Genomic DNA, 22,208 nt, shown 5'->3' with positions numbered 1-22,208 from the left:
GTTCTTATTTTAATACAAAAAAATAATCCAGATGCCAATCAATTTGACTGGTATCTGGATTTTTCATTAGGACTTATATCCCAAGCTCTTTTTGCGTCATAAAATCAATTTCAATAAAATCGGAATGTACAACATATAGATCAACACAGAATATCCGAGACTGGAAGCGGCAAACTCTTCGTCTCCGTGATAGGCACGTGTGAGGATCGTGACAGAGTTTTGGACCGGCATGGAGGATTGGATGATAAACACAGCCAACATCAATGGCGGTACGTGGATGAACTGTCCTAGCAACCAAACAATCAAAGGGGAGAAAAAGAAACGCCCCAGCAAAACGCCGATAACATCGCGATTGATCTTTAAATTTTTTAATCCGCTGAAATACACGATGATTCCGATGACGAACATGGATAAAGGGGTAGTCAAATCTGCCAGATAACCGCCAAAAGTAGCAATAAATTCCGGTACTGGAAAACTTGCCATCATCCAGCCGATTCCGATTAAAAATCCTAATAAAGCTGGAGAAAAAACTTTTTTCAAAACCACCAGTGGGTGAAAGGACACTTTTGCTTGGTGGATTTCAGGATTATCTTGAGCGATTTCGTAGACACCGATTGTCCAAAAAATCGTTGTGTTAACGATATAATACAATAGAACAAAAGGCACTGCTTCCTCACCAAAAATTGCTAAGTTGATTGGCAGACCGATAAAAATCGTGTTGGAACAAGTAAACATCGTCGTAAATGTTCCGCCGCGCCCCTCTTTTGTCGGCCAGATTTTTCGATAAAGCTGGCTTAAAAAGAAGGTCATAAACATTGAAAGGATGGGAATAATCATTCCGCTGAATAAGTTCAGAAATTCTTCTTTAGAAAAATTAGCGGTAATAGTCAAAAACATGTTGAAGGGCAGTGCTAAATTTAAAACCAGTTTAGAAAAAACATCTGCACTACGGTTGGAAAACCATTGTTTAAAAGAAAGCCAATAACCTAAAAACATTAAAGCAAAGATAGCAAAAATATTCAAATACGCATGGAGCACCTAGAATCACCTCTTAAAATAACTATAGGGGAAGTTATAGGAAGAAACAAGACCTTCAGAAAATTTTGTACAGAGAAAAAACCACGCCGCAAATGGAAGCCGGCATGGAAAAAAGAATTATTTATTTGGGTTTTCGTTGTTGCTTGTTGGCATTGCGCCCTTGTGCATTACGATTTTTTTCAACTTTTTTAGGCGTCTCAACAGGAGTGACATCCTTTTTAGGAGGAGTAACTACCGTTTTAGGAGGATTTGCTTTCATTTCTTCTGCGATTTGTTCTCTGATTCTTGGTTTCATGATGACATTCGTGATGTAGGTTTGGATACAGCTGAAGACCCCACCGACTACCCAGTAAAGAGTCACTCCGGCTGGTGCGCTGAAGGACATAAACACGATCATCAATGGAGAGACGATCAGCATGGTACGCATGGTTTTCTTTTGTTCCTCAGGAATTCCGATTTGGGAAATGTACCCTTGGATCAAATAAGAGATTCCGGCGATAGCCACAAGAACGATACTTGCTTCACCCAAATTGATACCATAGAAAACAGATTCACGAATTCCTTCCGTATAACGGGCTGTATAATACAAGGCAGAGAAAATCGGCATTTGGATCAAGAGGGGCAGACAACCGATTCCACCGGTCATGCTGACGCCGTTTTCTTTATAAACAGCCTGCATTTCCATTTGAGCTGCCATTTGTTCTTCCCGGGTCGTTGCTTCTTTTAATTTTTTCTGTGCAGCAGTGACTTGTGGTTTGATAAATTGCATTTTTTCCGATTGGATCATTGTCTGTTTGGATTGATGGATACCAAGAGGCAGAATGATCACTCGAACGATGATCGTAACGATAATGATCGCCCAACCATAGGACCAGTTAAAATTATTGACCAGATATTGAATAAAGTTTCCAAGCGGTTCTACCAAAATACGATAGACCATGCCTGACTTATCCGGATTTCCATCTTTATCGAGACTGACACAGCCAGAAAGCGTGAGCAGTAGTGCGAGCAAGCCGGACCCAACCAGCCAGTTTTTCATTTTTGTCATGTACTTCTTCCTCTTCATAAATAAATTTACACAAAAGTAACTATACTAAAAAAAGGAAGTGATTTCAATGTAGTTCATAAAAAATTCAAGAAGTCCTGCTTAAATACGTCAGCGATATTTGACGGCAAATTTGTTTCTTTCTTTAATTAATGGGTCTTCTGTAATGTCAACGTAGGTCACGCGACCGACTGGGGAAGGGGAATCTTTGATTTCTCGAATAAATTCCTCCATCGTTTCTTCTTCTCCAACCGCTTCAATGCCAACAGAACCGTCTGCCTCATTCCAAACAGCACCGGTGATTCCTAAACGATCTGCTAAAATTTTTGTCGTGTAGCGAAAGCCCACCCCTTGGACAGTGCCTTGCACATTCATTCGAAGTTTGCGCATCTTGTGCTCATCCTTTCTCATTTCGTTATCTTAATGATAGCGTTTTTTAATTTTTTCAACAAGTAGAGTGTTCCTGAAAGGCATGGTATAATGAAGCGAGGTGAAGAACGTGAAAGAGATCCATTCTACAAAAAATGAAACGATTAAGCAGTTGAAAAAACTGCATCAAAAAAAATATCGGGATCAGCAGAAGCGTTATTTGATTGAAGGATTTCATTTAGTCGAGGAAGCGGCCAAGCAACAATCGATTGAAATGATTTTTGTTGACGACCGGGGAAAACAGGAATGGCAAACTTGGTTGGATGAGCAAAGCGCTGTAGAGGAGTACTATGTTTCCGAGGAGGTTTTGGCTGCTTTATCTGATTTGCCTACGCCTCAGGGGATCATTGCTGTGGTTAAAAAAATAGAACCGACTGCTGTCGACTTTTCTGGTGCCTGGCTATTGTTGGACAATGTCCAAGATCCTGGAAACGTTGGTACGATGATTCGTACTGCCGATGCTGCCGGATTTTCTGGGGTCATTTTGGGAAAAGGAACTGCCGATATTTACAGTACAAAGGTTTTGCGGAGTATGCAGGGAAGTAATTTTCATTTGCCGATTTTACAGGCAGAGCTCAGTGAAAGTATCCAACAGTTTCAAAAACAAGGAGGTAAAGTTTTTGGAACGGAATTAAACAAGGATGCCGTTGATTATCGCAAGGCTGTTCCAACAAAAAATTGTGCGTTGATTCTTGGTAATGAAGGGCAGGGCGTAGCGGCAGAATTTCTGCAGATGACGGATCAAAATCTGTATATTCCGATTTATGGACAAGCAGAATCCTTGAATGTTGGCGTAGCTGCTGGAATTTTGATGTATCGTTTTGCGGAAGCCGTTGTTTAAGAACTGTTAAAATTTACGTAAACGGCTTCAAAAAAGATAGAATATCTATAAACAGGGTGTTATACTCGTCTCACGTAGTAAAAAAGTATCTTTCAAAGGTGGCTAGTGTAACGCATGACAGAAAAATGGCAAGCTGATGCAGAATATATGTCTTATGTTCAGGATTTATTAGAAACTGAAGAAGTGAAAAAATTAGCCAAATTTACACAACATATGAATTCGACACGTTTGGAGCACTCAATCAGTGTTTCCTATAATAGTTTTAAATTAGCAAAAAAATGGGGCGGCGATGCGCGGGCAACGGCTCGAGCTGGATTATTGCATGACCTGTTTTACTATGATTGGCGTACAACAAAATTTGATGAAGGCTCCCATGCCTACATGCATCCTCGGATCGCAGTCAAAAATGCCGAAAAAATCACAGAATTATCTGATTTAGAACGAGATATCATTCTTAAGCATATGTGGGGAGCAACAATCGCTCCACCTCGTTACAAAGAAAGTTATATCGTTACGATGGTAGACAAATATTGCGCAATCAAGGAAGCTTCAGAGCCGTTTACCCAAAATGTTTTGACAAAATGGCATCGTTGGTTTCCAAAAAAACAATCTGTATAGTAGTGACGGAACGGATCGCAACGCCGATTTGTTCCGCCCTTTTTTTGCCTTGTGACTGAAAAAGGGATAAAAAAATGAAAATGAGGAAGCTATGAAAAATTTAACCATACATAATCGTTTGAGCACCAGAATATTATTGACTATCGTCGGCACATTTTTAGTGGCACTTGGCATTCGGCTGATCGTTTTGAGCCAGTTGGGGGCAGATGCACTCAGCACGTTTATTCTTGGAGTAATCCATCATTTGCCAGTTCAATTTGGAACAGTCAGTTTACTTATCAATAGCCTAATTTTAGTCATCGTTTTTTTTCGTAACAAAGAATTGATTGGTTTAGCCAGCTTAATCAATAGTTTTGGTATCGGCTTGTTTCTTAACCTTTTTGATTGGCTGGGAAAGGCGCAGCATTTACCGGAAGGAACTCATTATTTAGCGGTTATCGCCGGACCTATTCTTTTTGCGCTTGGCACAGCCCTTTATTTATTGACTAATATGGGATCAGGCGCCTATGAATGTTTGATGATGGTGGTAAAGAACCAATTTCATCTCTCGGTTCGAACTGCCCGGATTTTGTTGGATGGCTGTTTCATGATCGTCGGCTTCTTATTAGGGGGGACAATCGGCATCGGCACTTTATTGGTTTTATTTTTACTTGGACCTACGCTGGAATTCTTTTTGCAACAGTTACCAAAAAGAGTTTCATTTTTCAAATTTGATTAAAAAAGGCGCCGATCCGAGGATCAGCGCCTTTTTATCAGCGAACAAAAAATGACAACAACATGATGAAAAGAAAGAACAGTGCAATTCCACCAGCAATAAGCAAATGGCGTTTTTTATTCAGCATGATGATGGCAATATATTCTCGTAAAAAAGCGTTTGGCAAATAGTAAAAAGCAGTTGGTGCACCGATACCGTCAGCTTTTAGATTTGCCCAACGAGCATAGATACCCGCCCGAAAAATATGGTAATTATTTGAAGAAAAAAGTGCTTTACTTCCGCCGGTTTGTTGCTGGATAATCTCTTTAGAAAATGTCATATTTTCTAAAGTCGTGGTGGAATTGGTTTCTACTAAAATTTGTTGTTCCGGGATTCCTTGTGATAGTGCGTAAGTTTTCATAGCGATTGCTTCCGGGACCTTTTCATCTGCTCCTTGACCGCCAGACATGATCAGGCGCAATTCTTTGCCAGTTGCTCGCAACTGTAAACGGTAAAATTCGATGGCTTTATCAATACGTTGCGCCAATAAAGGAGAAACTCGCTGGCCATCAATCAATCCGGCACCCAAAACGATGATATAATCTTGATCGTAACGAGGATGATTAAATTGGTAGATCACTGAAATTGTCAAGAAATTATAAAATACGATAAAAAAGTAGGTTCCGGCAACTGGTAGATAAGCGAGAAGAATGGCTAACCAATTCGGTAGGGTTTGCACCACGAACCAATTGAAAAGCAAGAAGATTGTTAATCCAATTGCCAGCAATAACGTCAACAAATTTGCTAGAGAGTGAGACTCTTTTTTTAATACTACAATGGCATTCCAATACAAAAAAATCAGTAGTCCGTAGATCCCAAAAATACCAATCAATAAGGCAGCAACCAAAATAACCGCCAATAATCCCCCTACCAACAGATTCTGAGTTTGAAGAATATTGAATACTAAATAAAAGCCGAAAGAAAGCAGAAAGATGTTGAACAGCCAACCATTCAGCAATCTGCGTTTTTCTTTAAAATAGGAGAAAAGAAAAATCCCCAGAAAAGTGAGCGGCAGCAAAATATAGAAAGTGCCCGTCTGCAATTCGATAATTGCTAAATAAACAAATAAGCTGATAAAAGACCAGAGACTGCAAAAAAAGAGAGTATCCGGATCATCTTTGCGTTTGCGCCAAAGAACCGTCAGCCAATTTCCGATACTAAAGACAAGGATATAGCTAATTTCTTGTATAAAATTCATTTTTTCAACTCCTAACAAGTGATAGTATAACGAAAAACACAAAAAAATGCTCAAAATAGCGAATATTTGTCGAAAAAAATAATTTTCCGGTACAATGGAAGAAAGACGAGGAGGAAAACGCATGACGATTGGTGAAGTAAGGCGTGTCAATTTACCGGCATTTACGGTAATTGGCAAAGAAGGAAAAGGGCTTGCGCAAGATGGTTCATCATGAGTACCGCCTTTATGGGAAATTGTAAACGAAAAAATCATTGAAGTGGCAGAAGAGGTGGCAACAGAACCGGCAAGCATTCATTTATGGGGCTTGATGAGTGATGAAGAAGTCTGGTTAGCCCCTTGGAATGAAGTAGGCAGGTACTTAGCTGGAATCGCTGTTCCCGCAGCGACACCGGTACCGGAAGGTTGGCAGAAATGGGAAATGCCGGCGATGAGTTATCTCGTTGTCAAAACCAACAGTGAAAATCTTGCCAGTATGACCGAAGAAATGTTGGCGGTGATTTTACCTAAAGAGCAGGCGATTTTGTCAGCGGCAATTCAAGAACATTACCTACCGGAGTTTGAAGATGGGGAAGTTGAACTATATTTTCCTGTTGCATATTCACAGCAAACCGAAGAAAGAAAATAAACAATAATCCCGAAGAATCATAAGATTCTTCGGGATTATTGTTTATTAATGATACTTAGTTTAAAAAAGATTTGAGAAAAATGTTGCGATTTTTCGACCAGTCAATACGAAGAAATTCGCTTTTTCGACCTTGCTGTTAACGATGATGTCAGTTGTTGGCAATTGCGCATCATCTAAATACCCAAGCGTATCTTGAGTTAATTGAAGGGTTGCCGTTCCAATCGTTTGATCTTTGGCAACAGGAGCTGTGATCGTTTCTTTATCTACCAATTTTTTATCAAAGGTGGGCTGAATCGTGGTTTGTGTTTGATCCATATCTTTGCGCACCCACGCTTTTACCGAATCTTTCAAAACTATTGGTGCTTTCAACTCTTTGCCATCGGTCACTGCAATCGTTTTTTGATCAGGGATGGTTGCATCAGCAGTTGAAACCTCTTCTAACGACCAGTTTTCAAAAGAATAGTCCATCAATTTTCCCGTTTCAATGAAACGAACGCTGGGATTTTCCTCATGACCAGCAACGTTTAACACAACGGTAATAACTCGTCGGCCATCTTTTTCCATTGTACCCACGAAACAAGCACCCGCTAGTTCCGTTGTTCCGGTTTTCAATCCGTCAACACCCTCTTTGGCATTGATGAAACCCGGTAGCATCCAATTCCAATTGACCATTTCAACAGGAGATTGGGTATTTTCACCAAACATTTTGGTGGTCGTTTTTGATACTTCCAAGAAATCGGGAAAATCAATCAATAAGTGGCGGGCAACGATAGCAACATCTTTGGCAGAAAGTGTGTTTTCTGCATCTGCACTTGAACCCGGATAAAGATGCTCTCCTAAGTAGCTATTGTTCAATCCCGAAGCATTGACGAGGACTGCATCCGTGATGCCCCAACTTTTTAGTTTTTCTTTCATTAAATCAACAAATTTTGATTCACTGCCGGAAATTTTTTCAGCAAGAGCTACCATTGATGCATTTGCTGATTGAATAACCGCAGAATCGAACAACTCTTTGACAGTGTATTGATTTTCTTTATGTAACGGAACATTGGACAAATCCGGGGTAACACTTAATTCTTCTGCATAATCAGAAATTTCCACCGTATCATCCCAAGCCAATTTACCTTCTTTGACTTGTTCTTCAACTAAATACAGTCCGATGATTTTGGTGATTGAAGCAATGCCCAGCGGTGTGTCAGCATTTTGATTATACAAAATTTTGCCGGTTTCATAATCCACTGAGATGGCTGCTTTAGCATCTACTTGAAAATCTGATTCAGCAGCATTTGCGCGTATAGGTGTGATACTTACCAACAGGATCAAACTGAATACGAGGGCAAAGAGGGTACGAATTTTTTTTGACATGAATAGTCTCCTTTGTTAATACAATCTAAGTCAAAAGTTTAGCAAAGTATATCCTTAGTTTCAATATCAGAAGGCAAGAAAACCGCTGATTTAAGAAAAATGATGAAAATCACTGTTTTTTCACCGTGAATTTAGCGCTAATTGACAAATTTTCCGCAAAAAAAAGACGAAGCCAAAACTTCGTCAGTGATAACATAAAGTACAATTAGCGATGGTGTTGATCTTTTATCCGTACGGGAACTTTTTCCATCCGTTGATCTTCTTCTACGTATTTGTAAACAGCAACTAACGAAATGGCTAATAAGGCCATCAAACTAAAGATCGTTAAAAGCGTAGCTAATGGAGCAAACATATGCATGACCTTCTTTCTATCAAAATTTTATCTAATTGTGCTGAAATTCTTCTTCCTACTTTAGTATAACAAGTTTTTCCTGTTCCTACTAATAAATTAGCTTTGTTATCCTAACTTTTTTTGTTAATGGGAGTGAGGGAGAATGTTTTATCTTCGGTTTCGTCATAAAAGGTCAACTGATTGTTTTTTTCTTCAAAAATAATATGGTAGCCTAATTTATCCAATAAAACCAATCGAGAAGGAGTCAATTCGACTAAAGTCGTTGGTTCCAACTGATCTTGAAAAAGGAGCTGATACTTGTCCGTCACTGTTACAGCTATCGGATTTCCAGTACGTCCCTTTTTGTATTGCCATTCTCCTATGAACCGGCGATAATTTTCAGAATGGACGGACTGCTTTTTTCGCAACAAGATAGAACCCGCCAATCCTGTGAGCAAAGATGCTCCGATCACCAACGGAAAATGTTTTTTCATTCGCTTCACATCCCTTCTTCAAAGTACAGATGTAGTATAACATGAAAAAAGTCGAAAAGACTCAGACTTAAGTTTGAATTTTTAGAAACTTAACTTTGTGTGTGATAGGATACAGATGGTAGGTGAAAAAATGGAATACAAAGATGTCATTTTAGCAGCATTTATTGAGCGAGTAAATCGTTTTATTGCTCATTGTCGCTTGGAAACTGGCGAACTTGTGGTGGTTCATGTAAAAAATACCGGACGGGGAAAAGAAGTGTTGCTGCCGGGAGCAGTAGTCGCTTTGCAACACTGTCCAGCCCCCACCAGAAAAACCAGCTATGATCTGATTGCAGTCAAAAAGAAAAACGCATGGTTCAACATCGACAGTCAATTGCCTAATCGTTTGGCATACGAAGGGATATTGGATGGAAAAATTATTTTACCCGGACTGGCAGGTGAGGTCACTCTTTTAAAACGGGAAGTCCGTTTTGAAAACTCCAAATTTGATTTGGCACTGGAAACCACTCTTGGAGAAAAAGTGTTTATTGAAGTAAAGGGAATGACCTTGGAGAACCTGCGAATCGGGGCTTTTCCTGATGCTCCAACCCTGCGAGGGAAAAAACATGTACATGAACTGGCAGATGCAATAAAGGAAGGCTACCGAAGCTACGTCTTGTTTATTATTCAATTTGAAGAAGTTCAGCTTGCAACGATCCATACAGCCATGCAAGAAGAGCTGCGAAATGAGTTTTTACAGGCTATGGCAGACGGCGTGCAAGTTTTAGCGTATAATTGTATCGTAGAACCAAATACTGTGACGGTGAAAGAGGCGATTCCTTTTGAATTGGATTATCCTTTCATCGATCCAAATTAAAAGAGGGGGAGAAAGATGATTCATTTAGGCGTTATTGGTACAGGATGGATTACTCATCAATTTGTTGAGGCAGCTCATGCTACGAAAAGCTATCAGCTGGTTGCTGTTTATTCACGGAGACTGTCATCTGCACAAGAATTTGGTGCAAGGTATGGCGAGGTAGAGTATGCAACGGATTTAACAACATTTTTTGGATTGGCTCATATGGATACTGTCTATATTGCTTCACCAAACGGTCTGCATTTTGAACAGGCCAAGCAGGCAATTTTGGCAGGAAAAAATATAATTGTTGAGAAGCCGGCATTTTCCACACCGGCAGAAATGGACGAGATCATTGAACTGGCAAATCAGCAACGGGTCTTTTTCTTTGAAGCCGCTCGTAACATCCACGAAGAAAGCTATAAAAAAATTGCTGAATTTTTACCAGTAAAAGATCATATCATTGGAGCAAACTTTACCTATATGAAATATTCCTCCCGTTACGATGCCGTTTTAGACGGACAGGAACCGAACATTTTTTCTCCACGTTTTTCCGGCGGGTCCATCATGGATCTGGGAATTTATCCGCTGTATGCTGCAATGGGCTGGTTTGGAATGCCTGAATCCATGCATTATTTTGCTCGGAAAATTACCACCGAAGTAGACGGAATCGGCACGATTATTTTGCGGTACGATTTATTTGATGTAACTATTCAACAAGGGAAAATTGCCGACTCTTATTTGCCCTCTGAAATTTATCTAGATAATGGTACCTTGGTAATGAGTGGCATCAATGCTTTTGACGCAGCAGAGTTTCATGATCGCAACCAAAAGGAAATCGTAAAACTGGATCTGACAGCTAAGGAAAATCCTATGGTTGAAGAGGCAGCCGACTTTGCAAAAGTAATCCAACACCCAGAAGATAAAATGCAAGGTGCACTTTACCAAGAATGGGTCGAGTTGTCCCGCAATGTTAATAAAGTTATTTATCATATGCGTCAAGAGGCAGGAATCGAATTTGCCGCTGACAAAAAAGAGTAGGAAGTTAGTGAATGAATAGAGAAGAATTACCAGAAGCTTGGCAAAAAAGATGGACTGATCAAGCCTTTCAAGAACCGACAAAAATCCAGCAACAAGTTTTTGCTCCATTAAAGAACCACGAAACCATCGTCGGAATTTCTCCCACCGGTTCTGGGAAAACGCTCGCCTATTTATTGCCGCTTTTACTAAACGTTGAAAAAGACAATGGCAACCAACTATTAATTCTGACCTCCTCTCAAGAATTGGCCGTACAGGTTACAGATGTTGCCAATATCTGGGCAAAGGATATCGATTTACGGGTTCAATCCTTGATTGGCGGAGCAAATGTCAAACGGCAAATCGAAAAGTTGAAGGAAAAGCCAGAAGTTTTGATTGGCACACCTGGCAGAGTCATTGAATTGATGAAGGCACGAAAACTAAAAAGTCATTTGTTGCGGGCGGTTGTTTTGGATGAAGCCGATCAAATGCTGCAAAAAGGCAGTACAGAATTAGTGACCGAAATCGTTAAACAACTGCAAAAAGAAACACAACTGGCTTTCTTTTCAGCAACAGCGGATGCAGCTATCACTGAAATTGCGACGCTGATTGATCAAGTACCAACAGTAATTGATGTGACTAAAGAAGATGACAGTAAAGGCGTAATCCACCATTACTTCTTGCGTTATCCCGGAAGAAAACGTGTGGATGCACTGCGTCGTTTGGCTTACCTCGATTCCTTTCGGGGATTGATTTTTTTCAATCAACTGACAGAGATGGGCAACGCTGAAGAAAAATTGTTGTATCACGGGGTGCCAGTGGCTTCTCTTGCTTCTGATCAATCCAAACAAAGCCGCAAATTAGCATTGGGCTCCTTTCGAGAAGGAAAAATCGTTGAATTATTGACAACAGATCTTGCTGCTAGAGGATTGGATATTACGGATTTGCCTTTTGTGATCAATGCCGAAGTACCTCTAACAAAAGAAAGCTATCTCCATCGTGCCGGGCGAGTAGGGCGTATGGGGAAAACGGGAACGGTAATCACTATCCTTCAAGACAATCAAATGCGAGACCTGCAACGATTGGCTAAGGAGTTGGGCCTTACCATAGAAGAAATTTTTCTTCACGGGGGTGCGTTACAAACAACCCCACCGATTAGTCAAACAGAAAAACCAAAGAAAGCACCAACGGTTTTTGCCAAAAAATTAGAGATTCACGAAAAAATAGCGACGACGCAAGAAAAACGTAAGAAATCGCTTCATAAAAAACGAAAATCACAAAAAGACAAAGGAAAAAGGCGCAAATGAGCGCCTTTTTGTGTTACCATTAAAGGGAAAAAATGCTTTTTATTCGATCGAAGGAGATACTTATGAATTCTCGAAAAGAAGAAATTTTGCATACTTTAGAAATGCACAAACAAGGAACGACGGCGCTGCAGATTGCAGAACTGCTGAACATCGATCGCACAAACGCTAGCCGTTATTTGAATGAACTGGCTAAAGAAGGCAAAATCAGCAAACATTCCGGTCGACCTGTGGTTTACGAAATAAATGAAGTAGAAGAACAAGTCCATGTGGATACCTCCTCAGAAGTGACTTTTGATAATTTAGTGGGAAAAAATGGTTCATTGAAAATGACAATCCAGCAAGCAAAGGCGGCGATTTTGTATCCCCCTCGTGGACTCCACACGATTATTTTTGGTGAAACGGGTACCGGGAAATCCCTTTTTGCTGAATGTATGTATCATTTTGCGGTAAAATCACACGTGGTAAAACGAGATGCTCCTTTTGTTTCTTTTAACTGTGCAGATTATGCTCAAAATCCGCAGCTTTTATTTGGACATATTTTTGGTATAAAAAAAGGGGCTTACACTGGGGCGGCTGAAGATGCGCCGGGGTTGCTAGAAAAAGCAGACGGCGGAATTTTATTCCTGGATGAAATCCACCGTTTGCCACCAGAAGGACAGGAAATGCTGTTCACCTTTATTGATAAGGGAACCTATCGACCTTTAGGGGAAAGTGCCAAAACTTATGAAGCTTCAGTCCAAATCATTGGAGCTACGACAGAATCCTCAGAATCTTTCTTGACAACCTTCAATCGACGAATCCCAATGTCGATCACGTTGCCCAGTTTAGCCGGACGCTCATTGGATGAACGCTATGAAATTATTACCTTATTTATCAAACAAGAAGCCAATCGTTTGAATCAGCGAATCGAAGTGGAAAAAGAAGCAATCATTGCCTTCATGCTTTATGATGCAGAAGGTAACATTGGTCAAGTCAAACGTGATTTAAAACTGGTTTGTGCCAAAGCCTTTCTTCATTATCGAACTCATAATGAAAAAAGTCTGTTAATTCATAAACAGGATTGTTCTTTGCAAGTCCAAAAGGGTTTGCTAAAAATGCGAGACATTTCGGATCGGTTGGATAGTTTCTTAGAGGGAAAAGGAAATTATCTAAGTTTTGAACCTGGGGAAGCTGAAGTTGTTTGGTCTCAAGATCCCGAACGAAACATGCAGGTCTACAATGACATTGAAGAGAAAGTTACTTCTCTAAGTGAAACCGGAGTTGCCAGTGTTGACTTGGAAAAATTGATTTCTCGAGATGTGGACGCTTATTTTGAGACTTACGTGGAGGAATTGACCCAAAATACTGTACACAAAGAACTATTGCCGGAGAAAATCTGGTTGATGACCAATCGCTTGTATGATATTGCAGAAGAAAAATTGGAGCGGACTTACAATGAAAAAGCTCGTTTTGCTTTTGCCCTGCATTTACAAAGTACGATTGAACGGTTGAAGGAAGGACATACTATTGTCCATCCTGATTTAAATACCATTCGTAAAAATCTTAAAAGAGAATTTCAAATCGCTTTGGATCTTTCCAGTATTATTGAAGAAGAATGGGATATTGAGATTCCCTTTGATGAAATCGGTTTTATCAGTATGTTTCTTTCAATCCAAGTCGGCAATAGCGAAAAAACGCCAGAAAATCTGGTGGAAATTATCGTCTTGATGCACGGCAATGCAACGGCCTCCAGTATGTTGAACACGGCTCAGGAGCTATTAGGCATGACTAACGGAATTGCGATGAACATGCACTTGGATACCGAGGTTCAAGCGATGTATGAACAACTATTGACTCATGTGCGACAAAACAAAGGCCGCTTATCAAACGGCGTGTTGCTATTGACCGATATGGGCTCGCTGAATTCTTTTGCCAATCTGGTGTTTGAAGAAACCGGGGTTCGTACTAAGGCGATTTCGATGACCAGTACAATGATTGTGATTGAAGCTTTGCGGATGGCAGCAAATGGTCGAAGCTTGGAAGATATCTATCAAAACATTCAGTTGTCATTTGAAAATATCATTCGTGAACAATTCAAAGAAAAACACGACCGAAAAGAAGTAAAAAAAGCGGTTGTCGTTACGTGCTTTACTGGAGAAGGGGTAGCTGCAAAGCTTTATCAACGAATTGTTCCGGTAATCGACCAGTCAAAAGTGGATATTATTCAAATGCAATTTATTGAACGGGAAGCCTTCATTAAGCATATTGATTCTTTAATGGAGGAATATGAAATCAAGGCAATTGCCGGAACTGTTGAAGTAGATTATCAAAACATTCCTTTCTTTTCTGCTTATGAAGTGTTTGATGACGAACGACTCAATGTGTTGAAACGCATCGTCAGTGAAGAAATTCCGGTGGAGAAAATCGTTCAGACCTTGAAGGATACCTTGATTCATGTTCCTTCGCTTACCCAATTGATTCGTTTGCTGCAACGTATCGTTCATCAAATTCAAGGTCAGCTTCATTTGGTAGTAGAACCCAGTGTTGATGCGGGTCTGATTATGCATTTGGCGTTTCTGATTGAAGGCTTGATTAAAGGCGAAAGGACACGGGTGTTTCAGAACCTTTCTGAGTTCCAGAAAAAGTATCGACTTGAAAATGATTCGATTCGTACCAATTTGATGTCGTTGGAAAAAGAATACCAAATTAATATTCCTGAGGATGAAGTTGCCTTTATTACACAGATGTTTTTAGAAAATAAGATAAAAAGCGATTACAAAATTACACACAAATTTAGTGTGTAAGATAAATTTAGACTAGTGTGCAAATAAAAGAAAGAGTAAAACGCTATCATCATCAGCTTTTACTCTTTCTTAATTTTTGGCATGCTTTTTGCATTATAGTTAAGTGTAAAGAAAGAGAGGTGAAAAAAATGGCAAAGAAAACGATTATGTTAGTTTGTTCTGCAGGAATGAGTACCAGTTTATTGGTTACCAAAATGCAAAAAGCTGCGGAAGCAAAAGGAATGGATGCCGATATTTTTGCGGTAGCTGCTTCTGATGCAGATAACAATCTAGAAGCGAAAAACGTGGATGTTTTATTGTTAGGTCCTCAAGTTCGTTTTATGAAAGCACAATTCGAGCAAAAACTTGCACCAAAAGGAATTCCTTTTGACGTTATCAATATGTCTGATTATGGCATGATGAATGGTGAAAAGGTACTTGCGCAAGCAGAAAAACTGATGGACGAAAAATAGTTCATACCGGATAAAAAGAATTTGGAGGACAGTTAAGTGGAGGAACAACAAAATTTAGAAGCAATTATGGGTTTAATCATGTATGGAGGAAATGCGAAAAGTGATGCAATGGAAGCGATCCAAGCTGCAAAAAAAGGCGACTTTGAACTAGCTGATCAAAAAATCGTTGATGCAGAAGCTTCTCTAGTTGAAGCACACCATTCACAAACCAACATGCTGACACAAGAAGCACAAGGAAATCATATTACGGTGACACTGTTGACTGTTCACAGTCAAGACCACTTAATGACCGCAATTGCTTTTACGGATCTTGCAAAAGAAATTATTGATTTATATCGCCGTTTAGACGAAAAATAAATCACTCTTAATCAAAATTTTCTTTGAACGGATAGTTTTGAACAGCTCTTTGAAAAAAGGTATGAAGAAGTTCCTTTCTTTATATAAATAGAACTTATAGGAGGAAATGAAATGAACGGATTAACAAGTTGGATGGAGAAACACATCCTTCCAGTAGCCGCTAAAATTGGTGCCCAAAAGCACTTAGTCGCGCTACGTGATGCATTTATTGGGACAATGCCAGCAACAATGGCCGGCTCGATCGCCGTAATGATCAATGCAATTATTCGTGATTTACCACCACAATTTTGGCCAAGTTATGATGGTAACACAATTCCAGTGATTCGCGAAATCATCGGAGTCAATGGATTTGTTTGGAATGGTACTTTAGCAATCGCCGGTTTGGTGTTTGCCTTCTCATGGGGTTATAATTTGGCACGTGCTTATGGCGTCAATGATTTAGCCGGTGGGATCGTAGGTTTGGCAACCTTGGTTCAAGGGATTGCCTTCTCTTATACAAACACATTGGCAACAACTGTTTCTCCAGAATTGGTTGATTCTATCAACGCGGGTTCTGCTGATACAGGCTGGTCTGCAACAGCAGAAGGATTAACAGCAACTGGTTGGGGTTGGCTGAACCTGAATCACTTAAATGCAAATGCTTACTTCACTGTTATGATCATGGGAGCTATTTCAGTAATTATTTTCTGTAAATTAATGTTGGCTGATATCACAATCAAAATGCCTGATTCTGTACCACCAGCAGTATCCAAAGCCTTTGCAGCAATCGTTCCTGCAACATTGGCATTGTATGTTGTTGCAATCATCAACTTTGTCGTTGGTAAATTAACAGATGGTCAATTGATCATCGACTTGGTACAAAAATATATCGCTGAACCATTCTTGGGGCTTTCTCAAGGTATCGGAGCTGTATTGATCGTTACCGTATTCGTTCAACTGTTCTGGTTCTTCGGTATTCATGGACCTAACGTTTTGGCACCCGTTTTAGAAGGTATTTGGGGCCAAGCACAATTAGTAAATATTGACGTTTTCCAAAAAGGATACAATGGTAAAACTGGTACGGCCGGAGTTTTAGAAGCAATCGAAGACGGCAAGGCGTACATGTGGGTACGTGGTTCCTTTGATGCCTTTGCATGGTTTGGTGGATCTGGTGGTACAATCACATTGCTGATCGCTATCTTGCTCTTCTCAAAACGTGCAGACTACTTGACAGTTGCTAAACTGTCGATTGGACCTGGCTTGTTCAACATCAATGAACCAGTTATGTTTGGTTTACCAATCGTATTGAATGCAATCATGTTTATTCCATTCTTGGTTGCACCAGTTGTCGCAACAACAATCGGTTGGTTAGCAACATACTTTGGTTTAGTTGCACCGGTTTCACAACAAGTAACCTGGGTTGTTCCGCCACTACTTCTTTCATTCTTGGCAACAGGGGCAGACTGGAGAGCACCGATCGTTACATTGGTATGTATGATCGTTACCTTCTTCATCTGGGCACCATTCGTTATCTCTGCAAACAAGATCGATGTAGCTGCTGGAGAATAATCAACGGTTTATCCGAAGAACTGCTGTCGCTTCCAACGAGGTGGGAGCAGTTCTTTCTTTTACTTGAAAAATAGATAGGTTTTGTGGGAGAATAGATTTATATAGGAGGAATGCACAATGATTAGTATCGCAAGCGCAATGCAACAAGACGCAATCAAAGAACTTTTGGAAGGTTACAATGAGGATGGACTTTCTTTTACTTTTAAGGAAAAACAAGGAATTAAGATGTTTTTTGAAACAACCGGAGAAGATCAAGAAGCAGCGGCTAAAAAAGCCAAAGAATTGATCAAAGCACAGCCTTGGGGCACAGTACTTTATTTCCAATCAGTAGCAGTTTAATTAAGAGATAGGATGATTGAAGATGGAAAGAAATGGTTTGTTTTTATGCAGTATCGGTTTTTTGATTATCTTATTCAGCATGAAGCCGGGCAATATGCAGCTAGATGTTCTTAGTTTAGCAACAGGCGTGGCTTTAGTCGCCCTGGGAGCGTATATTTTTTTCAAAGGGAAGAAAAAATCAGAAGGACAAAACGGGGGTAAACAAGGATGAAAGTCGTTAAAACATTAAATATCCCTGCCAGTTTCTTTTATGATAAGGTGATGGATTCGGTTCTGTTTGATGTCAGAAAAGCAACCGGTAAAAGCTTGACGAGAAAACAACTAAAAGATTTTGAATATGTGAAAGAATTTTCTCGGTCCAGTCGTGCAAAAATCAAGATTGAAGAAGTCGTTGAAAATCAATCCTATCAATTTAAAACATCTACGACACGAAATGAATTTGTTGCTCGTTATCAAGTAGATCAATTAGATGATAAATCCTGTAAAGTGGAATATACAGAGACGATGGAATCTTTTGGCATTCTTCAGCGGTTAAACGATATGCTGCTGGGAACAATCTTGATGTTCTTTAAACGGCGCCAATTCAAAAAAATGCTGGAAATGATTGAAGAATCATATTAAAAAGGGGTCGGTTGACGCCTTTTTTATTTGGAGGACAGAGTATGACAGATGTAAAAGAAATGGGCACCCTTTATACAAAAGAGATGCTGGCTTTAGTTGCATATGCATTTCAATGGGAGCTTTCAGAACGAAATCTCAAGCGCTTTGATATGCTGACGAAAAATTCCTGGAATTATGGTTCCTTTGATGATCGTGGTGCTTTAGCAAGTCAAGTAATGGCAACACCTTTCACGGTTGACTTTTTTGGACAGCAGTATAAGATGGCGGGCATCGGCTTTGTGGCTTCTTATCCTGAATACCGCAGTCAAGGACGGATTGATCGAATCATGAAGCAACTCTTGCAAGACTGCAACGATCGCGGTGTGGTTTTATCCTATTTGGCACCATTTTCCTATCCATTTTATCGTCGATATGGGTACGAATTGACATTCGAGCGAATTGCCTATGAAGTACCTGCGGCTCAATGGCCAGATAGCAAAAAAGTATCTGGGCATGTGGAGCGGGTTTCCTGGGAGGATGCAAAAGAAGCGATTAAAGACGTGTATCAACAAATTCCCAAGCATCATCGTGGAGGCGTTCTTCGCGCCGATTGGTGGTTGACCTTCAAATTTCCATTACGAAAAGATTTTACCTATGCTCTTTATAAAAATACTCAAAATGAAGTGGAAGGCTATCTTATCTATCAAGTGGAGGGCGGAAAATTTGTCGCCTATGAATGGTCTTACCTGACTGGGGAAGCCTATCGGGGATTAAACCGATTGATTGCCTCTCATAACGGCTCAGTGCAGACGATTTTTTATGAAGAAGGATTTGGCGGCGACAACCAACAATTTTTAGCTAATGCACCGATTGAGAAAGTCAGTGTTCGTCCTGAAATGATGGCACGAGTTGTAAATGTCGCTGACTTTTTGGTGGATTATCCATTTTTAAAGAATCTAACAACAGATTTTGCTATTGAAATTCAAGGGGATACCTATGCACCTTGGAACGATGGAATATATGAAGTGAGTCTTGAGAAGCGACAAACGACAGTCACCAAAACGGCGACGACTTCCTTGCCGCGAATAACAGCATCGATTCAGCACTTCACCCAATTATTTATGGGATACCAATCTGCGGAGAGGTTGGCGTTTCATGGACTGATTTCTGGAGATGCGCAGGCACTGTCTGCTGTTCAAGAGATTTTGCCTTCGCAAAAACCGATTTTAGAGGATTATTTTTAAGCACTTATCTTCATTTTGTAAAAGATGACAAATGAAACACACAAAAAGTTGAAAGTAGCTTGCATAGAAGAAAAGATAAGGCTAAAATGAAGTGACTTGTCCTTGTAGCTCAGTAGGATAGAGCAGTCGCCTCCTAAGCGACAGGTCGCTGGTTCAATTCCAGTCAAGGACGTTGCCCCTTCAGAAAGCCTTGTTTTTTTCAAGGCTTTCTTTTTTGTGGAGTTGTCTTCTTTAGTACCAGTATCAACTTGGTAATGCACGATTTTTTTAGCATAGAAATGACTAGAAATCAAATAAATTTAATGAGTAGAGGAGAAAAAATCATGGTAAAACGCCTAATCAGCGCAAATTATAGCGAAGTGGCATTAATGGATGCTCAGGAATTAAAACAATCGATCAAGGCAAGTGAAGGTCGAGTACTTTTGGCGGAGAATGTGGTTGTTTCACAACCGCAAGCAGATGATATCACTAACGCCGAAGTAGCGGCAGCATTTGGTGCAGACTTGCTTTTATTGAATGCTTTTGACTGTTTTCATCCGTATATTGCCGGGATGCCAGGGCAGGGAGAAGAAGCCCTACAACCGGATGGAACGATTGTAAATCCGATTCCTCGTTTGAAGGAATTGATTGGTCGACCAGTGGGAATCAATCTTGAACCAATCGCCGATACAACGGATATGCTGAGTGAAAAAATCTCAATCAGCCAAGGTCGAGCAGCATCAAAAGAAACAATTCAAAAAGCAGAAGAATTGGGGCTTGATTTTATTTGCTTCACTGGAAATCCGGGAACTGGTGTGACCAATGCGGAGATTGCTAAGGCAGTAAAAATTGCGAAAGCAAACTTTTCCGGTTTGGTTATTGCTGGTAAGATGCACAGTGCTGGTGCAGATGAACCAGTGGTCTCCAAAGAAGCGATTGAGGCTTATGCCGAAGCCGGGGCAGATATCTTACTTTTACCTTCTGTTGGTACAATCCAAGGCTTTTTAGAACAAGACCTTGTGGAAGCGGTTCGTTTTGCGAAAGCGCGTAATCTGTTGACGATGACTGCAATCGGAACCAGTCAGGAAAGCGCACGTCCGGAAACGTTACGACAAATGGCGATCATCAATAAAACCTGCGGGGTGGATATTCAACATATCGGTGATGCTGGGTATGGCGGCATGGCACCCACTGAAAATATTTTTGAAATGTCGGTAGCTATTCGGGGGATGCGTCATACGATCAATCGAGTTGCCCGTTCAATCAATCGATAGAAAAAAGAATCGTCCCACTGTCAGGGACGATTCTTTTTCTATATCTACGTCAGGTCACTCCACTTTTTTTGCTGATGAAAAGCGACATGACGAATTTCATCGTAATCGATTTTCTGATCTGCTAAGTAGATGCCTAATTCATCATATCCTTGTATTTTTCCAATAATATCCGCGGAGTACAATCCTTCCTCGTTGATTTCTTCTTTTTGAATTGCAATCATTCTTCCTTTGAGTCTGGCTTCATATAAAACATGATCAATCTCATTTTTTGTCATGACTTCTTTTTCCGGCCAGATAAAAGAACGTTCTTTTTTTTCCTGGGCAAGCTGATTGGTGTGTTCAGACAAATAAAAGCCTTGCCATTTTAATTTCTTGCGATCGTGGTATTCATGTAAACTCATAGGCCGTCTAAACCTCCTGCTCCGCCAGCGTGTCCGCCAATCAGGTGGCTACGGGCAATACTTCTTGCGCCGTCTAATTTGCTAGTAGCATAGACGATTGCTGAAAATCCATATTTTTCACGGATTTTATCAATAATTTGATCCAAGCGTTCATTTGCGATACTTTGTTCGGGAAGTTCAAACAAATCAAGTTGTTTGTCGGCAGTAAATAATAAGTTTGAATAGCTGACTCCGACATGGCGAACTACCTGTCCAGAATAGTAAGTACGAAAAATTTGTAGGCAATAATGAATTAACTTTTTCGTGCTGTCAGTAGCGGTGATTTTCATTTGATGGGAGAAACCATTTTCGTTGGCTCCTCGCGAAGTACCAATGTGTAAGGAGACACATTGGGTCAAGCAATGGTGACGCCGCAAGCGGGCAGCTACTTGTTCAGCCATTTCCTTGACCACGATTTCGATTTCTTGCGGTTTAAAATAATCTCTTGGCAATACTTGACTGTTCCCATAGGATTTGTCTTTAGTTATCGGGGACGGTTCAGAAAGTAACGTTCGATCGACTCCGTTGGCGTGGTAATACAATTGTTCTCCTAGAATACCGAAATGGCAATGCAAAAAATCGGGGTCTGTATGCGCTAATTGATAGATTGTATCGATTCCTAATTGATACAAGCGCTTTTTCATGCGATTGCCGATTCCCCAAAAATCCGTGATCTCCGGAATAGACCAAACTTTTTTTTCGACGTCTTCGTAGCACCATTGAGCGATAAAATTGGCATTGTGTTTTGATTCATTGTCAAGAGCTAGCTTAGCTAATAGGGGATTATCACCGATGCCTACTGAAAAAATCAAACCGAGTTCAGTCCTGGCTTCTTCCTGAATTCTTTCTGCTAATTTTTGTCTCTTTTCTTGTCGAGTCAAGGAATCATCAGGAATAAATAGTGCGAGGGAATGGGTGACATCCAGAATCGATTCATCGATGGAATAAATCAGCAGATCCTCATCTGCCACATAGCGGCGGAAAAGGGCATTGAATTTTTTGTTTTCTTGGATGTATAGACTCATTCGCGGTGGCACTTTTTTTAAGTCGGGATGATTGGGCAAATTATCCGCTCGTGTGACATTAGTGATGCCTAAAATTCTTTTTGCTTCGGGAGAAGATGCTAAAATCAAGCCGTTGCCGGTGTTGTCTTCGCTACTCATCACTACCAACATAGTTTTTAGGGGATCCCATCCCCGCATGGCACATTCAACGGTGGATAGCGATAGGTAATCTTTTGATACAATCTCCAGATTTTCCCCCGCTCCACACCGTACGTGCGACTTTCACCGCAT

General features: G+C 40.4%; 23 protein-coding genes, 1 tRNA gene and 2 pseudogenes. 17 read left to right on the top strand and 9 right to left on the bottom strand.

Annotated elements, in window-relative coordinates; all coding sequences use genetic code 11:
• Positions 1 to 96: 96 nt before the first annotated feature.
• The 3 genes from FFM66_RS10585 to FFM66_RS10575 form a co-directional block, all read right to left on the bottom strand.
• Entirely contained in the window at positions 97 to 1,038 is a 942-nt protein-coding gene (locus tag FFM66_RS10585; RefSeq protein WP_048604958.1) for an AEC family transporter, read from the bottom strand.
• A 121-nt stretch (positions 1,039 to 1,159) separates the two neighbouring features.
• On the bottom strand, positions 1,160 to 2,086 hold the full coding sequence (yidC, locus tag FFM66_RS10580; protein WP_137605896.1) for a membrane protein insertase YidC: 927 nt from the start codon (positions 2,084 to 2,086) through the stop codon (positions 1,160 to 1,162).
• Between the two features lie 108 nt (positions 2,087 to 2,194).
• Positions 2,195 to 2,473 carry an acylphosphatase gene (locus FFM66_RS10575; protein ID WP_048604960.1) on the bottom strand — a complete coding sequence of 93 codons (279 nt, stop codon included), beginning with the start codon at positions 2,471 to 2,473 and terminating at the stop codon, positions 2,195 to 2,197.
• Positions 2,474 to 2,582: 109 nt separating this feature from the next.
• Between FFM66_RS10575 and FFM66_RS10570 the strand changes: the two genes are divergently transcribed.
• From FFM66_RS10570 to FFM66_RS10560, 3 genes are all read left to right on the top strand, one after another.
• A complete protein-coding gene (locus FFM66_RS10570) occupies positions 2,583 to 3,353 on the top strand; it encodes a TrmH family RNA methyltransferase (RefSeq protein ID WP_048604961.1) in 771 nt (256 codons plus the stop codon).
• A 114-nt stretch (positions 3,354 to 3,467) separates the two neighbouring features.
• The gene (locus FFM66_RS10565) at positions 3,468 to 3,971 is read left to right on the top strand and encodes an HD domain-containing protein (protein ID WP_048604962.1); all 504 of its coding nucleotides are present in this window, start codon (positions 3,468 to 3,470) and stop codon (positions 3,969 to 3,971) included.
• A gap of 91 nt (positions 3,972 to 4,062) precedes the next feature.
• Complete coding sequence (locus FFM66_RS10560; protein WP_137605895.1) at positions 4,063 to 4,689, top strand: YczE/YyaS/YitT family protein; 627 nt, start codon at positions 4,063 to 4,065, stop codon at positions 4,687 to 4,689.
• A 34-nt stretch (positions 4,690 to 4,723) separates the two neighbouring features.
• On the opposite strand, the gene FFM66_RS10555 is transcribed toward FFM66_RS10560, so the two are convergent.
• Positions 4,724 to 5,923: a YdcF family protein gene (locus FFM66_RS10555; protein ID WP_137605894.1), complete on the bottom strand. Its 1,200-nt coding sequence runs from the start codon at positions 5,921 to 5,923 to the stop codon at positions 4,724 to 4,726.
• Between the two features lie 121 nt (positions 5,924 to 6,044).
• Between FFM66_RS10555 and FFM66_RS10550 the strand changes: the two are divergent.
• A pseudogene (locus tag FFM66_RS10550) lies at positions 6,045 to 6,548 on the top strand (GyrI-like domain-containing protein).
• Between the two features lie 60 nt (positions 6,549 to 6,608).
• On the opposite strand, the gene FFM66_RS10545 reads toward FFM66_RS10550, so the two are convergent.
• The 3 genes from FFM66_RS10545 to FFM66_RS10540 all read right to left on the bottom strand — a co-directional run bounded on the left by FFM66_RS10545 (position 6,609) and on the right by FFM66_RS10540 (position 8,738).
• Complete coding sequence (locus tag FFM66_RS10545) at positions 6,609 to 7,913, bottom strand: serine hydrolase (protein ID WP_137605893.1); 1,305 nt, start codon at positions 7,911 to 7,913, stop codon at positions 6,609 to 6,611.
• 205 nt (positions 7,914 to 8,118) lie between these two features.
• On the bottom strand, positions 8,119 to 8,265 hold the full coding sequence (locus FFM66_RS11390; RefSeq protein WP_171000836.1) for a hypothetical protein: 147 nt from the start codon (positions 8,263 to 8,265) through the stop codon (positions 8,119 to 8,121).
• 110 nt (positions 8,266 to 8,375) lie between these two features.
• Positions 8,376 to 8,738: a DUF4828 domain-containing protein gene (locus tag FFM66_RS10540; protein ID WP_048604967.1), complete on the bottom strand. Its 363-nt coding sequence runs from the start codon at positions 8,736 to 8,738 to the stop codon at positions 8,376 to 8,378.
• A 130-nt stretch (positions 8,739 to 8,868) separates the two neighbouring features.
• On the opposite strand from FFM66_RS10540, the gene sfsA reads away from it, so the two are divergent.
• The 13 genes from sfsA to FFM66_RS10475 all read left to right on the top strand — a co-directional run bounded on the left by sfsA (position 8,869) and on the right by FFM66_RS10475 (position 20,473).
• Positions 8,869 to 9,594 (top strand): DNA/RNA nuclease SfsA, encoded by a 726-nt coding sequence (sfsA, locus tag FFM66_RS10535; RefSeq protein ID WP_048605337.1) that lies wholly within the window; start codon positions 8,869 to 8,871, stop codon positions 9,592 to 9,594.
• A gap of 15 nt (positions 9,595 to 9,609) precedes the next feature.
• Positions 9,610 to 10,614, top strand: a complete 1,005-nt coding sequence (locus FFM66_RS10530) for a Gfo/Idh/MocA family protein (protein WP_137605892.1) — start codon at positions 9,610 to 9,612, stop codon at positions 10,612 to 10,614.
• Between the two features lie 11 nt (positions 10,615 to 10,625).
• Complete coding sequence (locus FFM66_RS10525) at positions 10,626 to 11,897, top strand: DEAD/DEAH box helicase (RefSeq protein ID WP_137605891.1); 1,272 nt, start codon at positions 10,626 to 10,628, stop codon at positions 11,895 to 11,897.
• Between the two features lie 62 nt (positions 11,898 to 11,959).
• Positions 11,960 to 14,680 carry a sigma-54-dependent transcriptional regulator gene (locus FFM66_RS10520; protein ID WP_137605890.1) on the top strand — a complete coding sequence of 907 codons (2,721 nt, stop codon included), beginning with the start codon at positions 11,960 to 11,962 and terminating at the stop codon, positions 14,678 to 14,680.
• 128 nt (positions 14,681 to 14,808) lie between these two features.
• Positions 14,809 to 15,132, top strand: coding sequence for a PTS sugar transporter subunit IIB (locus tag FFM66_RS10515; RefSeq protein ID WP_048604971.1), 324 nt, complete (start codon positions 14,809 to 14,811; stop codon positions 15,130 to 15,132).
• Between the two features lie 36 nt (positions 15,133 to 15,168).
• Positions 15,169 to 15,489, top strand: a complete 321-nt coding sequence (locus FFM66_RS10510; protein WP_048604972.1) for a PTS lactose/cellobiose transporter subunit IIA — start codon at positions 15,169 to 15,171, stop codon at positions 15,487 to 15,489.
• A gap of 111 nt (positions 15,490 to 15,600) precedes the next feature.
• Complete coding sequence (locus FFM66_RS10505) at positions 15,601 to 17,037, top strand: PTS sugar transporter subunit IIC (RefSeq protein WP_048604973.1); 1,437 nt, start codon at positions 15,601 to 15,603, stop codon at positions 17,035 to 17,037.
• Between the two features lie 117 nt (positions 17,038 to 17,154).
• Complete coding sequence (locus FFM66_RS10500; protein WP_048604974.1) at positions 17,155 to 17,376, top strand: hypothetical protein; 222 nt, start codon at positions 17,155 to 17,157, stop codon at positions 17,374 to 17,376.
• A 16-nt stretch (positions 17,377 to 17,392) separates the two neighbouring features.
• On the top strand, positions 17,393 to 17,587 hold the full coding sequence (locus tag FFM66_RS10495; protein WP_371851521.1) for a DUF3188 domain-containing protein: 195 nt from the start codon (positions 17,393 to 17,395) through the stop codon (positions 17,585 to 17,587).
• A complete protein-coding gene (locus tag FFM66_RS10490; protein ID WP_137605889.1) occupies positions 17,584 to 17,997 on the top strand; it encodes a DUF3284 domain-containing protein in 414 nt (137 codons plus the stop codon). The genes FFM66_RS10495 and FFM66_RS10490 overlap by 4 nt, the downstream gene beginning before the upstream one ends.
• Positions 17,998 to 18,038: 41 nt before the next feature.
• Positions 18,039 to 19,220, top strand: a complete 1,182-nt coding sequence (locus FFM66_RS10485; protein WP_137605888.1) for a GNAT family N-acetyltransferase — start codon at positions 18,039 to 18,041, stop codon at positions 19,218 to 19,220.
• Between the two features lie 98 nt (positions 19,221 to 19,318).
• Positions 19,319 to 19,392, top strand: a tRNA-Arg gene (locus tag FFM66_RS10480).
• A 151-nt stretch (positions 19,393 to 19,543) separates the two neighbouring features.
• Positions 19,544 to 20,473 (top strand): DUF7916 family protein, encoded by a 930-nt coding sequence (locus FFM66_RS10475; protein ID WP_048604978.1) that lies wholly within the window; start codon positions 19,544 to 19,546, stop codon positions 20,471 to 20,473.
• A 44-nt stretch (positions 20,474 to 20,517) separates the two neighbouring features.
• Here the strand turns inward: FFM66_RS10475 and FFM66_RS10470 are convergent, their stop codons facing one another.
• Positions 20,518 to 20,874 carry a hypothetical protein gene (locus FFM66_RS10470; protein ID WP_137605887.1) on the bottom strand — a complete coding sequence of 119 codons (357 nt, stop codon included), beginning with the start codon at positions 20,872 to 20,874 and terminating at the stop codon, positions 20,518 to 20,520.
• Positions 20,871 to 22,133: pseudogene (locus FFM66_RS10465) on the bottom strand (Y-family DNA polymerase); the annotation flags it as partial. The gene FFM66_RS10470 and the pseudogene FFM66_RS10465, both read right to left, overlap by 4 nt.
• Between the last annotated feature and the right edge of the window lie 75 nt (positions 22,134 to 22,208).

Source organism: Enterococcus songbeiensis (genome assembly GCF_005405265.1).
GTDB lineage: Bacteria > Bacillota > Bacilli > Lactobacillales > Enterococcaceae > Enterococcus_C > Enterococcus_C songbeiensis.
This window is presented reverse-complemented; position numbering and strand designations above follow the sequence as displayed.

Bases quoted from the DNA above. Each gene is read 5' to 3' on its own strand.
- yidC (WP_137605896.1), bottom strand. From the start codon at position 2,086: ATGACAAAAATGAAAAACTGGCTGGTTGGGTCCGGCTTGCTCGCACTA.
- FFM66_RS10575 (WP_048604960.1), bottom strand. From the start codon at position 2,473: ATGCGCAAACTTCGAATGAATGTGCAAGGCACTGTCCAAGGGGTGGGC.
- FFM66_RS10565 (WP_048604962.1), top strand. From the start codon at position 3,468: ATGACAGAAAAATGGCAAGCTGATGCAGAATATATGTCTTATGTTCAG.
- FFM66_RS10560 (WP_137605895.1), top strand. From the start codon at position 4,063: ATGAAAAATTTAACCATACATAATCGTTTGAGCACCAGAATATTATTG.
- FFM66_RS10555 (WP_137605894.1), bottom strand. From the start codon at position 5,923: ATGAATTTTATACAAGAAATTAGCTATATCCTTGTCTTTAGTATCGGA.
- FFM66_RS10545 (WP_137605893.1), bottom strand. From the start codon at position 7,913: ATGTCAAAAAAAATTCGTACCCTCTTTGCCCTCGTATTCAGTTTGATC.
- FFM66_RS11390 (WP_171000836.1), bottom strand. From the start codon at position 8,265: ATGTTTGCTCCATTAGCTACGCTTTTAACGATCTTTAGTTTGATGGCC.
- FFM66_RS10540 (WP_048604967.1), bottom strand. From the start codon at position 8,738: ATGAAAAAACATTTTCCGTTGGTGATCGGAGCATCTTTGCTCACAGGA.
- sfsA (WP_048605337.1), top strand. From the start codon at position 8,869: ATGGAATACAAAGATGTCATTTTAGCAGCATTTATTGAGCGAGTAAAT.
- FFM66_RS10530 (WP_137605892.1), top strand. From the start codon at position 9,610: ATGATTCATTTAGGCGTTATTGGTACAGGATGGATTACTCATCAATTT.
- FFM66_RS10525 (WP_137605891.1), top strand. From the start codon at position 10,626: ATGAATAGAGAAGAATTACCAGAAGCTTGGCAAAAAAGATGGACTGAT.
- FFM66_RS10520 (WP_137605890.1), top strand. From the start codon at position 11,960: ATGAATTCTCGAAAAGAAGAAATTTTGCATACTTTAGAAATGCACAAA.
- FFM66_RS10515 (WP_048604971.1), top strand. From the start codon at position 14,809: ATGGCAAAGAAAACGATTATGTTAGTTTGTTCTGCAGGAATGAGTACC.
- FFM66_RS10505 (WP_048604973.1), top strand. From the start codon at position 15,601: ATGAACGGATTAACAAGTTGGATGGAGAAACACATCCTTCCAGTAGCC.
- FFM66_RS10500 (WP_048604974.1), top strand. From the start codon at position 17,155: ATGATTAGTATCGCAAGCGCAATGCAACAAGACGCAATCAAAGAACTT.
- FFM66_RS10490 (WP_137605889.1), top strand. From the start codon at position 17,584: ATGAAAGTCGTTAAAACATTAAATATCCCTGCCAGTTTCTTTTATGAT.
- FFM66_RS10485 (WP_137605888.1), top strand. From the start codon at position 18,039: ATGACAGATGTAAAAGAAATGGGCACCCTTTATACAAAAGAGATGCTG.
- FFM66_RS10475 (WP_048604978.1), top strand. From the start codon at position 19,544: ATGGTAAAACGCCTAATCAGCGCAAATTATAGCGAAGTGGCATTAATG.
- FFM66_RS10470 (WP_137605887.1), bottom strand. From the start codon at position 20,874: ATGAGTTTACATGAATACCACGATCGCAAGAAATTAAAATGGCAAGGC.